At 69.7% G+C, this 13,476-nt stretch carries 11 protein-coding genes; 2 read left to right on the top strand and 9 right to left on the bottom strand.

Annotation, left to right across the window (positions count from 1 at the left end; all coding sequences use genetic code 11):
- Positions 1–36: 36 nt before the first annotated feature.
- Both HUA75_RS09080 and HUA75_RS09075 read right to left on the bottom strand, forming a co-directional pair.
- Positions 37–1,884, bottom strand: a complete 1,848-nt coding sequence (locus HUA75_RS09080; protein ID WP_141648754.1) for an ATP-binding protein — start codon at positions 1,882–1,884, stop codon at positions 37–39.
- The gene (locus tag HUA75_RS09075) at positions 1,881–5,207 is read right to left on the bottom strand and encodes a response regulator (protein WP_141648755.1); all 3,327 of its coding nucleotides are present in this window, start codon (positions 5,205–5,207) and stop codon (positions 1,881–1,883) included. The genes HUA75_RS09080 and HUA75_RS09075 overlap by 4 nt, the downstream gene beginning before the upstream one ends.
- A 198-nt stretch (positions 5,208–5,405) precedes the next feature.
- Here HUA75_RS09075 and lexA point away from each other — a divergent pair, with 198 nt between their 5' ends.
- On the top strand, positions 5,406–6,071 hold the full coding sequence (gene lexA, locus HUA75_RS09070; protein ID WP_141648756.1) for a transcriptional repressor LexA: 666 nt from the start codon (positions 5,406–5,408) through the stop codon (positions 6,069–6,071).
- 34 nt (positions 6,072–6,105) lie between these two features.
- Here the strand turns inward: lexA and HUA75_RS09065 are convergent, their stop codons facing one another.
- The 4 genes from HUA75_RS09065 to surE form a co-directional block, all read right to left on the bottom strand.
- A complete protein-coding gene (locus HUA75_RS09065) occupies positions 6,106–7,242 on the bottom strand; it encodes a lipopolysaccharide assembly protein LapB (protein WP_141648757.1) in 1,137 nt (378 codons plus the stop codon).
- A gap of 15 nt (positions 7,243–7,257) precedes the next feature.
- Positions 7,258–8,349 (bottom strand): hypothetical protein, encoded by a 1,092-nt coding sequence (locus HUA75_RS09060; RefSeq protein ID WP_174455606.1) that lies wholly within the window; start codon positions 8,347–8,349, stop codon positions 7,258–7,260.
- Between the two features lie 130 nt (positions 8,350–8,479).
- A complete protein-coding gene (locus tag HUA75_RS09055) occupies positions 8,480–9,223 on the bottom strand; it encodes a peptidoglycan DD-metalloendopeptidase family protein (RefSeq protein ID WP_371746098.1) in 744 nt (247 codons plus the stop codon).
- Between the two features lie 212 nt (positions 9,224–9,435).
- The gene (gene surE, locus HUA75_RS09050; RefSeq protein WP_141648760.1) at positions 9,436–10,218 is read right to left on the bottom strand and encodes a 5'/3'-nucleotidase SurE; all 783 of its coding nucleotides are present in this window, start codon (positions 10,216–10,218) and stop codon (positions 9,436–9,438) included.
- A gap of 79 nt (positions 10,219–10,297) precedes the next feature.
- On the opposite strand from surE, the gene HUA75_RS09045 reads away from it, so the two are divergent.
- Positions 10,298–11,368: an ADP-ribosylglycohydrolase family protein gene (locus HUA75_RS09045; RefSeq protein ID WP_174455608.1), complete on the top strand. Its 1,071-nt coding sequence runs from the start codon at positions 10,298–10,300 to the stop codon at positions 11,366–11,368.
- A gap of 113 nt (positions 11,369–11,481) precedes the next feature.
- Here the strand turns inward: HUA75_RS09045 and HUA75_RS09040 are convergent, their stop codons facing one another.
- From HUA75_RS09040 to glpX, 3 genes are all read right to left on the bottom strand, one after another.
- Positions 11,482–11,658, bottom strand: a complete 177-nt coding sequence (locus HUA75_RS09040) for a hypothetical protein (protein ID WP_174455609.1) — start codon at positions 11,656–11,658, stop codon at positions 11,482–11,484.
- A gap of 384 nt (positions 11,659–12,042) precedes the next feature.
- A complete protein-coding gene (locus HUA75_RS09035; protein WP_141645765.1) occupies positions 12,043–12,468 on the bottom strand; it encodes a type II toxin-antitoxin system RatA family toxin in 426 nt (141 codons plus the stop codon).
- A 33-nt stretch (positions 12,469–12,501) separates the two neighbouring features.
- Entirely contained in the window at positions 12,502–13,470 is a 969-nt protein-coding gene (gene glpX, locus HUA75_RS09030; RefSeq protein WP_174486128.1) for a class II fructose-bisphosphatase, read from the bottom strand.
- Positions 13,471–13,476 lie beyond the last annotated feature (6 nt).

The raw sequence follows: 13,476 nt of genomic DNA, 5'->3' as shown, positions 1-13,476 counted from the left end.
GGCGTCTCTCTAGCTATCACAGCCGGAGTGGGATGCTCAGGCCCTCGGCAGCTCGACGGTGAAGCAGGCCCCCTGCCCTACTTCCGAGCGGACGGAGAGCGTTCCACCTGACTCCGTCACGACGCGCCAGGCCACGCTCAAGCCCAACCCCACGTTGGACCACACGTCCTTGGTGGTGAAGAAGGGCTCGAAGATGCGCGGACGGATGTCGGGGGAGATGCCCTTGCCGGTGTCCTCCACCTCCAGGAACGTCCGGCCGTCGCGCTGGCCCGTGCGCAGGGTGAGCCGCCGCGTGGGGGACTTCAGCATCGCCGTGCGCGCGTTGGACAGGAGCGCGAGGATGACCTGGGACAGGTGCCCGGGGTCGGCGCGAACACGGCTCAGACCCGGCGACAACTGGGTGGCAAGTGTCACGCCGTCACTGAGAATCTGATGTTCGGTGAGGCTGAGGGCATCGCGCACCACGGCGTTGAGGTCCACCGGGCGCAGGTCGGCGCGCTCGCGCTGCTGGGAGAAGCGCAGGAGGTTCTGGGTGATTTCCTTGCAGCGCTTGGCGCTGTGCTCGATTTTGCGCAGCGTCTCCAAATCCGGGTCCGAGGTGCCTCGGTCCAGCATGAGCAACTGCACGTTGCCGAGGATGCCGGCCAGCGGGTTGTTGATTTCGTGCGCCACGCCCGCGCCGAGCTGTCCCACCGCCGCCAGCTTCTGGGCCTCGAGCAGTTGGGCCTGCGCGCCTCGCAAATCGTGGGTGGCCTCGTCCACGCGCATGCGCAATTCGTCATTCCAGCGCAGCATCCTGGCGCGGGCCGACTCCAGCTCCTCGCCCATGCGGTTGAAGGTGTTCGCCAGTTCGCTCAGCTCGTCCTGGCCTTCCACCTTGACGCGCCGGCTCAGCTCGCCGCGCCCGTAGGCCTCCGCGCCCTGGACCACCTCCTCCAGCCTGCGGTTGAGCCGCCGCGTGAAGAGCGCGCCCAGCCCCAGGAGCACGAAGAACGCCCCGCCGATGGAGGCCAGCACCGTGCGCCGCATGGCGTGCACTGGAGCCAGGGCCGTGGCCTCGTCCACCTCCACCACCACATCGAAGCGCAGGCCGCGGGACACCCTCGCCACGCTCACGCGCCGGGGCGGCCCCTCCACGCGGAAGCTGCGCACCAGGTCCGGCTCCGGGGCCGTCTGCGTCAACAGATGCGCGGCCAGCTCCGGGGCCAGCGTGCTCATGCGTCGCGCGGGCTCGGAGCTCGCGAGGATTCGCCGGTCCTCGTCCACCAGGTCCACGCGCCCGAGGGCGCCCTCGGGACGGCGGAGCAGCGCGGCCTCCAGCGGCTCGAAGACCACCTCCGCCAGCGCGAAGGGGGCATCCTCGCCATCAGCCAGCTTCACCGCCACGGCCACCGCCGCGTGCCCGCTCTCCGCGTGGACATAGGCGCCGCCGAGCGCGGCCTGTCCCTTGCCGCCCCCGCGGAGCTGCTGCACGGGCACGGACTGGACCATCCGCGTCAGCCCCTCTGCCTGGAAGCCGGGGTGCCCCTCCACGCCCTGGGTCCGGAACACGGGCGCGCCCAGCGGGCGGCCGTGGGCGTCGAGCTTCAACACCGCGCTCACCGCCGGGGACTGGCCGTAGAGCAGGCGCAGCCCTCCCACCGTCTCCGCCTCCGTGGCGGACTGCCAGTCGATGAGCTCGGCGGAGCGCGCCAGCGCGTCCACCACCTCCATCAACGTGGCGCCCACGGCCTCGGCCGCGGCGGAAGCCCGCGTGCGTTGCTCCGCGTCGATGCGAGCAGCGAGCTCCGCCTCGGCGCGTGAGAGCAACAGGAAGCCGACCGCGGCGAGCGGCAGCACCGTTGCCGCGAGCATGAACAGGACCAGCTGCTGGTAGAGCCTCACCCGGCGACGGAGCGTACCACCTGCTCGCGGTCACTGCGCAGATAGACGGAGCCCAGGATGGCCTTGGCGCGCTTCTTCATGTCCGCCGCGCGCCGGGCAAGCTCCGCGTGGTCCTGGGTGCCGTCCGTCATCACCGCGACGATGGACACGCTCATGATGGGGAAGCGCCGGCGCTCTCCGAAGCGGTCTTCCGCCTCGATGTGGCCCCGCTCGCGGTCCTGCCGGTCGTAGTAGAGCGGGATGATGCGGTCGAAAGTTTCGATTGCCGTCTGACAGACGCGGTCGACCGACTCCGGCGCGGCGATGAAGACGAAGTCGTCCCCGGCCACGTGTCCCAGGAAGTCTCCGGGCAGTCCTTCCTGCGCGAAGATTTCGCGCATCAGGTCGCCCGTCTGGCGCACGACGCCATCGGCCTTCGCGAAGCCGTAGTAGTCGTTGTAGGCCTTGAGGTTGTCCAGGTCCAGGTAGCAGAACGCGAACGGCCGCCGAGCCACGAGCCGCCGCTGCACCTCGCGTTCGATGGCGGTGGAGCCCGGAAGCTGCGTCGTCGGAGAGGCCGACAGCTCCTGCTCCTTGCGGCGCAGCACGCTCTCCACCCGGGCGCCCAGCTCCAGCGCGTCGAACGGCTTGGTGAGGTAGTCGTCACCGCCCAGCTTGAGGGCGCGCACCTTCGAGGACGTCTCCGCGCGAGCGGAGATGAAGATGACGGAGATGTGGCCACTGGCGCGCTCGGCCTTGATCTCCTCCAGGAAGAGGAAGCCGTCGCCGTCCGGCAGCGTCACGTCCAGCAGGATGACGTCCGGCCGGCGCTCGCGCAGGGAGCGGCGCCCCTCTTCCAGCGAGCCCGCCACCACCACGTCGAAGCCGATGTTCTCCAGCACCTCGCGGCAGATGGTGGCGATCTTCACGTCGTCGTCCACCACCAGCACGCGTCCGTGGGCCGTGCCCGCGCGGCCACGCACCAGCGAGTCCACCGTGGCCAGCAGCTTGTCCGGCATCAGCGGGCGCACCAGGAAGGCATCGGCTCCGGCGCGGAAGGCGCGCTGGCGCTCGTCGAAGGCGGACGAGAGGAGCAGCGGCGCGCGCCGCGTCTCGGGGTCATGCCGGAGGATCTCCGCCAGCCGCAGCCCGTCCACGTCAGGAAGCCGCACGGACACCAGCACCATGTCCGGGTGGTGGAGCCGAGCGCTCGCCAGGCCCTCTTCCGCGTTGAACGCCAGCCGCACGTCGTAGCCGCGCGCGGACATCAGCGCCTTGGCGATGTAGCCGACCTCCGGCTCGCCCTCGATGACCAGCACGCGGCCCCGGCTCTCGCGTCGTCGGGGGCCCGGTGCCTCGCCCGCGTCGTCGGACTGGCGCAGCTCCGGCGGCGGCTCGGTGGGCAGCACCGCCATGAAGCGCACGCCATCCGCGCACGGCTCGCACCAGATGCGGCCGCCGTGGGCCTCCACGATGTTGCGGCAGATGGCCAGGCCCAGGCCCGTGCCGCGCACGGTGCGGTTGGCCTTGGTGCGCGCCTGCTCGAAGCGGTCGAAGATGCGCTCCAGGCTGTCCTCGGCGATGGGGTCGCCGCTGTTCCAGCAGGAGAGCACCACGTAGCCGGGCAGGCTGGACGTGGCGTGCAGCTCCACGCGCACCTCGCCGCCCTCCGGCGTGAACTTCACCGCGTTGTTGAGCAGGTTGTTGAGGACCTGGTTGAGCCGGTTCGGGTCGGCGACGACGCGCAACGGATGGCGCGGCAGTCCCGGCGTCACCTGCACGCGCTTCTCGCCGAAGGCCGGGCCGTACTTCTCCACCACCCGCTGGACGAGCTCGTCCAGGTAGGCGACCTCGAAGTTCATCCGCAGCCGGCCCTTGGCGAACTTCGACAGGTCCAGCAGGTCGTCGACGATGGTGTTGAGCTTCTCGGTCGAGTCCCGCGCCAGCGACAGGTAGCGGCGCTGCCGCTCGTTGATGTCCCCGGCCATGAAGTTGAGCACCAGGTCCAGCGCGCCAGAGATGGACGTGAGCGGCGTGCGCAGCTCGTGGCTCACCATGGAGACGAACTCGTCCTTGCGCTCCTCCAACCTCTTCTGGTCGGTGATGTCGCGCAGCACCACGCACACGCCGCGCAGCGTGCCGCGCGCATCGCTCACCGGCGTGGTGGTGGTCTGCACGTGCCGGTCGAAGAGCTTCACCTCCTCGCGCAGCACCTGCGTGCCGCTGTACTCCCAGCCACGCACCAGGTGGAAGGGCTGGAAGCCCAGCCGCTCCTCCATCATCCGGCTGGTGTGCTCGGTCGGATCATCCCCCACGCGCAAGAGCCTGCGCGCCGCCGGGTTCATCACGACGATGTCGTTCTTCTCGTCGGTGAGCACCACGCCGTCGGCCATGGACTCCACCATCCGCTCCATGCGGTGGCGGGCCTCTTCCTCCGCCGAGCGCAGGGACTGGATGGCGTCCGCCGTCTGGTTGGCGAGCACGTCCAACAGCACGCCGTCGTCCTCGGTGAAGGCGTCCGCGCGCTGGCTGAACAGCGACAGCATGCCCACCGGACGCCCACCCGCGACCAGGTTCACCGTGAGCTGGCTGGGGTAGACAGCCGGCGCCGCCGCGTCCTGCGTCGTCGTCCCCGCCACGCGGGTGATGACCCGGTCCTCCGGCAACAGCAGGCCGCTGCTCTTGCGGTACGCGCCGAGCATCGACTCCTTCACGCCCAACAGCGCCTGCTCGCCCACGGTGCCATGGCAGCGCAGCCGCAGCGTCGCGCTGCGCGACTCGTCCGGGGCGATGAGCGCCGCGCCGCAGTCGTACGGCAGCACGCGCGCCACGGCGATGAGCACGCGGTCGATGATGTTGTCGTAGCTGGCCGGATCATTCGCGCTGGCCCGGCTCACCTCGTACAGCACGAACAGCGCTTCCACGCGCTGGTGGAGCTGGCGGATGAGCCGCTCCTTGTCCCGCCGCAGCTGCGTGTACTCCACCGCGTTCTTCACGGTGATGAGCAGGTCGTTCACGTCCCAGGGCTTGGTGATGTACCGGTACACCTGCCCCTTGTTGATGGCCGCGATGAGGTCGTCAGGGTCGGTGAAGCCCGTCAGCAGAAGCGTGGTGACGTCGAACCCCTCCGCGCGGGCTGTCGCGGCCAGCTCGATGCCCGTCATCTCCGGCATCCGTTGGTCCGTGACGAGCACGTCCACCGACTCGCGACGTAGGACTTCCAACGCGGCCTGACCGCTCAAGGCCGTGAGGACGCGATACCGGCGCTGGAACATCCGCGAAAGGATGTCCAGGACGTCGGCCTCATCGTCGACGAAGAGCAGCGTGTGGCGGAGCTCGGACAAAGCGGGCGGAATTGTACGTCGAGATCGTCGTCTGCCCTCAAGAACTGAGAATGCCGAAAAGTTCGACACGCACTGAGGGTGCGCCGTGGGACACTGAACGGATTGACTCTACACGTATGTTCAGGGAAAGTGGACACTGAAAGCCTGTTGCCTGGGGACCTGCCCCAAGGGAATCAGGCCGGCCGAGCGAGGGAGCGCATGGAAGAGCTGACGGACCGCCAGCGCGAGATTCTCAGCTTCATCGTGAAGGAGTCGGAGACTCGCGGATTCCCGCCCACCATCCGGGAGATTGGCGAGCACATGGATATCCGCTCCACCAACGGGGTGAATGACCACCTGAAGGCGTTGGAGCGAAAGGGCTACCTGAACCGGGGTGAGCAGCAGAGCCGCTCCCTGGTGCCCACCAAGCGAGCACGGTTGCTGCTGGGCCTGGGCGCCAAGCGCGACGCGGGCATGGTGGAGGTCCCCCTGCTGGGCAAGGTGGCGGCCGGCGCGCCCCTGCTCGCGCAGGAGCACATGGAGGACTCGGTCAAGATCGACAGCTTCCTCCTGGGCGGCGTGAATGGCCGGGAGGTCTTCGCCCTGCGGGTGAAGGGCCAGTCGATGATCGACGACGGCATCCACGACGGCGACTACCTCTTCGTGAAGAAGACGCCGGCGGCCAATCCGGGCGACATCGTCGTGGCGCTCATCGAGGACGAGGCCACGGTGAAGCGCTACTACCCGGAAGGCGAGCGCATCCGCTTCCAGCCGGCGAACGCCACCATGCAGCCCATCTACGTGAGCCGCACGGAGTTCCGCTCGACGATGATTCTGGGCCTGGTGGTGGGCGTCTACCGGAAGATGCAGGGCGGGCGCGCGTAGCGTCGTCGCGGGCCCTCCGCCCCTGGGCGCACGCTCAGGGGCACTTCTTCACGCGAGGGTCCGCGGCCAGCGCGCGGGCACACGCGGCCTTCTCCAGCACGACATCCTTCAGCTCCCGGGCGAGCCGCGCCGTGGAGAGCTGGAGGTCGGCGTCCTTCACCAGGTCGTGCTCCGCGCTGAGGCTCGCGAGGATGCGCAGCGCATCCGGCTTGCGCTCCATGGTGACGAGCAGGTCGGCCAGCTCCCGCAGCTCGCGCACGTCGTTGCCCTGCACGGACTCGAGCGCCGCGGCGAGTTCCTGCTCCGCGCCCTGCTTGCTCTTCATCGCGAGCTGGATTCGGGCCAGCGCCACGTGGACGATGGCGCGGTCCTTCACTCGCAGGGATTCCTTGTACGCATCGATGGCCTCCCCCGGCTTGTCGAGCTGCAGCTGGATGGTGCCCACCAGCTCCCACAGCGTGGGGTCCCTGGGGGACTTGCTGGCGGCCTCCTTGTAGGCGGCGGCGGCCTCGGGAAGCTTGCCCGCGCGCACCAGGGCGTCTCCCAGCGCGGTGAGCACCGCCGCCGTGCGGATGCCCTCGTTGGCGGCCTTCTGCACGAGCGCGAGCACCTCCTGCTGGCGGCCGACCTGGATGAGCACCTCGGTCGTGCGGAGGACGAGTTCGGACTTCACCGAGCCCGAGGCGGCGTTGGCGGCCAGGATGAAGTGGCGGATGGCCTCGTCCTGCTCGCCCTTCTTGAGGTGGATTTCTCCCAGCTGCTCCAGCGCGTTGAAGTCGTTGGGGTACAGCGCCACGGCCTTGCGCAGCGAGCTGAGGGCCTCATCGGGGCGGCCCAGCTGGGCCTGGACGAAGCCCAGGCGGCTCCAGTTGGTGGAGCGCTTGGGGTCCTGCTTGAGGGCGGCCTCGAACTCGGTGGCGGCCTCGGCGAGCTTGCCCATGGAGAGGAAGACCTCGCCGCGAGCCGCAGGCAGCCGGGGGTCGGTGGGCGCCAGCTTGCGCATCTCCTCGAAGGACGCGAGCGAGGCCTCGAAATGGCCCTGGAGATACTCGGCGGTGCCCTTGATGTAGAGGCCCTCCGCGTGGTCCTTGGGCGTCACCGTGGGACTGTCGTCACAGGCGGCGGTGGCGAGCAGGGCAATCAGGGACAGGGAACGCAAGCGCGAGAACATGAGGGGCTCCGAATCCTAGAAGTGGTACGCGATGCCCAGGTTGAGGTCCAGATTGAGGCCATCGCCGAGCTTGGACTCCGCGAGTCCGAGCACGGCCTGGGCCACATTCGTACCGGCCTCCAGTTGGACGCCGACGTGTCCGGCGATGAGGTACTCCAACCCGAGGAAGCCGACGACGGTGGGCAGCGGCCCGGTGGACTGGAAGATGCCGAAGTCGCCGAAGGACAGCTGCACGCCCAGGCCGAAACCCCAATAGGGGCGCAGTGACTTCTCCACGTTGTGATAGTGGCGCGCGCCGACGACGCTGGGCAGGACGTTGAGGCCACCCTCGGCGCCCGCTGTGTCGGAGCGCAGATAGGAGAAGCCCACCTGGACGAAGCCGAGCCACTCCGGGTGGAACCAGTAGCCCACCTCCAGGTCGGCGCCTGGATTGAAGTTGGCCAGCTTGTCGACGAAGTTGTTGTTGATGCGCAGGCCCAGCGAGAGGCCGCCGCCGCCGACCATGGGAGCCCCACCGATGAGCGGCCGCGCGCCCTGAGTCACCCCGGGAGCCACCAGCTCGGCGACCAGCGCGTCGGCGATGGCGTAGACGGTGGGGAACAGGGTGTCCGCCTCGGGCGACTCCGCGCGCGGCTTGGACAGGCTCTCCTCGCGCTCGGTGTCGAGGAGATTGGCGGAGAGCAGGTAGGAATCGCCGAAGCGGTCCACGCGGCCGATGACGACGAACCGGGCCCCAGTGAGCGTGGAGAGGTCCTTGAGGCAGGCGCCCCGTTCGCACGAGGTCTTGAGGTCCGCGAGCTGCCGGCGCTGGGCGTCATCGAGCGACGCTTCGACGTCACGCTGGGAGACGACCCACAGGCGCGGAGCTTCGGCCAGCCGCCCGGTGATGAGCGAGGTGACGCCCGTCGCGGAGTCCCGGGCGGAGGCGTTGGCCTCGAACGCGAGCACCGCGACGCGAAGGGGCGCCTCCTCCTTCGACGAAGGCGCCGTCGGCCCGGCGGCCGCGGCTTCGGAGTCAGGCCCGCTCGACGGGGAGAACACCTGGGCCCGTGCGGTCGGAGCGAGAAGGACGAGGAGGAGGGCGAGCTGTGCGAAGGGGTGCGGCACGGCGCGGCACTCTACCCTTCCCTGGCCCGGTCCCAGAGGGGGCCTCGGGCCCTGGCGCCTGAATTCGCGGGGTGCGCCCTCCGAATCCGGGTCCACGGGCGAGGAAGGAGGCGAGCCCCCGCCCCGAGGCTCAGGTGGACGGCATCGGCCCCAGGTAGTCGAGCGGGTCCACCGGCTTTCCGTCCAACCGCAGCTCGAAGTGCAGGTGCGGGCCGGACGTCTTCCCGGACTCGCCCACGGTGGCGATGACCTGCTCCCGGCGCACCTTCTGCCCGGTGCGCACGCGCAGGTCGCGGTTGTGCGCGTAGAGGGTGATGAGCCGGTTGGCGTGCTCGACGATGACGATATTGCCGTAGCCACGCTGCTCGCCCGCGTAGAGCACCGTGCCTTCCTGCGCCGTCTTCACCGGTGTGCCCGCGGGCGCGGCCAGGTCGATGCCGTCATGGGGCTCGCGCCCCTTCTTCCCAAAGCGCCCATACAGGACGCCCCTCAGGGGCCAGTCAATCATCCCCTGGGTGGCCAGCCGGGGCCGCCCGGCGCCAGGACGCGACGCGGGCCGACGCGGTGGCTCCTCGCGACGCGCCACCACCTGCCGGGGCGCTGTACCGGTGGACGTCCGCACGGGCTCCGGGTCCGCTTCCGCGGCGAGCGTGTCCGACGACTCCACCGGCACGCTGCGCTCCACGCCCGGAATCGTCAGCTCCTGCCCCACCGCCAGCGCGCGAACGTCCTTGATGCCGTTGGCGGAGGACAGCTCGTCCACCGTGAGGCCGTAGGTCTTGGCGATGCGGTACATCGTCTCGCCCGGCGCGACGCGGTGCCGCACGGACACCAGCTCCGGCTCCGGGTGCGCGGCGCGCAAGGCGAACGGCAACGCCCCATTGCGCGGTGGTGGCGCGGGCTCCGAGGCAGTTGGAGCGGGCGCCCCACGCGTCTCACCGGACGGGGCTGGCGCGTCCGAGTCCACCAGCGTGAGCTCCGTCCCGGGAGAGGCGGCTCGGGGGCCCACACAACCCGCGACGAGCGCGGACACGAGGAGAACCAGGAGCGCCCTGCCCGCTCGGATGGGGGTGCCCGGCCTCAACGCTAGGCACCATCCGGCTCGTGTCGGACGAAGTCCGGGACGCTCCAGCCCCCCAGGTCCTCGAGCTGACCATGGTCCGTCAGGTCCAGGTGCAGCGGCGTCACCGACACCCGCTTGGACAGGTGCACGGCGTTGCAGTCACTGCCTGGAATGTCTTCGTGCTGATAGTCGCTGCCGCCAATCCAGTAGTACTTCCGGCCGCGAGGGTCTTCCTTCTCCACCACGCTGTAGCCATACGAGTGCCGGCCCAGGCGCGTGACGGTGTAGCCCTCCGGCTCCACGCCGCCGGGGATGTTCACGTTGAGCAGCATCCGCCTGGGCAGGGGTCGCGACAGCGCGGCCGTCACCAGCGAGCGGGCGAACCGCGCCGCGGGAGCGAAGTCGAACGAGCCTCGCGCCACGAGGCTGAAGGCGATGGCGGGAATCCCGAGCAGGGCCCCTTCCATCGCCGCCGCGACCGTCCCCGAGTAGGTGACGTCTTCGGCCAGATTCGAACCGTGGTTGATGCCGGACACCATGAGCGTGGGGCGATCATCCTTCAGGAGATGGACGATGGCCAGATAAGCGCAGTCGGTGGGTGTCCCATCGACGGCGAACCACCGCTCCCGGACCTCCTTGATGCGCAGGGGCCGGTGCAGGGAGATGGCGTGGGACGCGGCGCTCTGCTCGCGGTCCGGCGCCACCACCCAGACCTCTCCCAGGGGACTCACCGCCTCCACCAGTGCCTGAAGTCCTTCGGAGAAATAGCCGTCGTCGTTGGACACGAGGATGCGCGGTTTCCGCATAGCCGCGCGGTTGTAGAGGAGCCCCCGAGCATGGGCAAGCACGCTCACCGTCGCCGCTGTTACAGTGTCCACCCGCCGAATGCCGCCGCCGCCCCGTCGCCGCAATGCCCCCCAGGGGCCCGACCCCCTCCTCGCCCAGCGACGCAGGGGTGCCCTGCTCGGACTCGCCGTGGGCAACGCCCTCGCCGTGCCCACCGCGCACCGTCCGCTGCAGGCGGCGCCCTTCCCCTCTATGGCGGATGGGCCCTACGACAGATTGATGGGCGGAGGCCCTCATCAGCTGCGCAAGGGTCAGGTGACGGAGGAGGTCCACCTGGCCTGTTGCCTGGGGCACAGCCTGCGCGACTTCAAGCGCTATGACGCCGCGGACGCGCTGCGCCGCTACCGGGCCTGGCAGCCTCACGCCTTCGACGTCAGCGAGGCCATGAAGGAAGTGCTGGAGGATTGTCAGGCGGGCCTGCCGCCCCTGGGCTCGGGCAAGCGCGTCTGGCTGCGCGGCCACCGCAAGGCCGTGGGCGCTGGCAGCCTCGCGCGCATCGCCCCGCTGGGTGTGTACCTGGCGAGCGACCCGAAGGCCCGCACCCAGGCCACGCTGGAGGACTCCGCGCTCACCCACTTCGACCCGCGCTGCCAGCTGGCGTGCGCCGCCTTCACCGCCGCCATCGCCAAGGCCGTGACATCCGGCGCCGACCTGAAGGCCGAGGACCTCCTCACCGCCGCGGAGTCCGGCATCCTGCTGGCTGGCGCGGCGTTGGGGCGCTCCGCCCCCGACTACGTCCAGGAGGTCTCCTTCGCCTCCAGCCTGCTGCGCGAGGACCTGGCGCGCGCCCGCGACGACGACCCCCGGCTGTACGGTCCGGACCTGCACGTGCACCGCGCCCAGCACGCCATCCACGTCGCCTTCCGACTGGCCTTCTGGGAGCTGCTCCACGCGCCCACGGCCCAGGCCGCCCTCATCGACGTCATCCACCGGGGCGGAGACACCGAGGTCCACGGCGCGGTGACGGGCGCGCTGGTGGGCGCCTTCCACGGCGAGGAGGCGCTTCCCGCCGAATGGCGCAAGCAGGTGCTGGAGGCGCTCGGCACGGTGAAAGGCCCGCTCTGGGACGTCTACCACCCCCGGCATCTGCTGAGCCTGGTCCCCGCCTGACGTCGCCCATGCGGGGCGTTGGATGCACGAAGCCCGCGGGGGACGGTCCTCAGGGGGACGCCCGCCGCGGGCTCGTTGCCACGCCAATGCGGCCCGGGGGCCGCGACTGTCACTCAGGCCAGCAGGTCGATGACCACCACGCCCCGCTGGGGCTTCTCTTCGTCGGTTTCAGTCCTACGACGCGGGCGGTCGTCGGGCATGGGCAGCGGCAGCTCCACCACGGGCCTGTCGTGCTCCTCCCGGCGGCGCTCCCTGCGCTTGATTTCTTCGATGATGAAGGCGTCGAGCATGGGTTTCCGTCTCCCCTCAGCCTACGTACCCCGATGTACGCCCGCCGTCCCGCCCAGAAATCACTGCCACCACTCTCAGATGCAAATTAAGAACCCCGGTTCCGCACTGGGTACACTGCCGCCATCTCGCACGGTTGCTCGTCCGCCATCCGACATCCGAGCCAGGGGAACCGTGGCGTAGATGTCATGGAGACCCGAAACTTCCGGTCGGGATGGTGTTGATTCTAATGCCCTCGCGACGGCCCGCAAGCGGACCCACTCCCTGGCACACCTCCGGCATTCGGGGCGGCGGGCACCCGGCGGAAGGGCCTGCCCGCCTGTCTACTCCCAGGCGGGCGGGTCAGCGAGGAACATGGGGTCCAGAGGGACCCCTGTCTGCCGCGTTCAGGGCGCCTCGGCGCGGCGCTTGAACGCCTCCAGCATCTTCGGCAGCGACGTGTCGACCAGGGCGTTGACGACGGCCTTGGGCACCAGCAGGCCCAGCGCCATCTCCACGTTGTAGGTCGCGCGCGTCTTGCCCTCGCCCTCGGGCTCCAGCACCCAGCTGCCCTTGTTGTCCTTCATGACCTCGCCCTCGATGAAGGTCCAGGACATGCGGCGCGGGCGCTCCTCCACCACGCGGATGGAGTAACGGACCGTCTTCATCACGTCGACCTTGTAGTGGACGTCGACGGTGTTGTCCTTCCGGTTCGCGGTGCGGGTCTCCTTCACCTCGGACAGGAACTCCGGGTAGCGCTCATACTGGGTGATGACGTCGAACACCTTTTCGATGGGGGCGTTGATGACGATGGTCCGCGAGGCGCCAGGCATGGTGTCGGTCTCCGAAAGCGTCGAGGGGACGGCCTAGAAGGCAGCGTAGCCCGGCTTCTTGTCGAACTTGTGCAGGGACTGGATGAAGCGCACGGTGCTCGTCTTGCTGCGCATGACCACCGAGTGCGTCTCGCAGCCGCCGCCGAAGAAGCGCACGCCCTTGAGGAAGTCGCCGCTGGTGACGCCCGTGGCGGCGAACATCACCTCGCCCCGGGCCAGCTCCTCGGCGGCGTAGATCTTCCCCATGTCGGTGATGCCCATCTTCTTGGCGCGCTCGATTTCGCCCGGGTTGCGGGGCACCAGCCGGCCCTGCATGTCGCCGCCGGTGGCGCGGATGGCCGCCGCGGCGATGACGCCCTCGGGCGCTCCACCGGTGCCCATCAGCACGTCCACGCCCGTGCCCTCGAAACACGTGGCGATGGCGCCCGCCACGTCACCGTCCTCGATGAGCCGGATGCGAGCACCCGCGGCGCGGATCTCCTTGATGAGGTCCTGGTGCCGCTCACGGTCCAGGACGACGACGGTGAGGTCCTCCACGTAGACCTTCATCTTCTCCGCGACGGCGCGCAGGTTCTCCGTGGCGCTCTTGCGCAGGTCGATGGCGCCCCGGGCGCGCGGGCCCACGGCCAGCTTCTCCATGTACGTGTCCGGCGCGTTGAGCAGCCCGCCCTTGCTGGCCATGGCCACCACGGTGATGGAGCCCGGACGGCCGTAGGCGCACAGGTTGGTGCCCTCCAGCGGATCCAACGCGATGTCCACGGCGGGGTCACCCTCGCCGCGTCGGCCCACCTTCTCGCCGATGTAGAGCATGGGCGCCTCGTCGCGCTCGCCCTCGCCAATGACGATGGTGCCGTCGATCTGCAGCGCGTCGAAGGCGCGGCGCATGGCGTCCACGGCGGCCTGATCCGACTCGTTCTTGTCGCCGCGTCCCATCAGTCGGGCGGAGGCGATGGCCGCCATCTCGGTGACGCGCACGACCTCCATTGCAAGGTTGCGATCCATCGTCTG

Origin of the sequence: Myxococcus sp. CA040A, from assembly GCF_013336725.1 — a bacterium.
Taxonomy (GTDB): Bacteria; Myxococcota; Myxococcia; order Myxococcales; family Myxococcaceae; genus Myxococcus; species Myxococcus llanfairpwllgwyngyllgogerychwyrndrobwllllantysiliogogogochensis.
The sequence above is the reverse complement of the archived record's forward strand: the minus strand, read 5'-3'. Positions and strand labels throughout refer to the sequence as shown.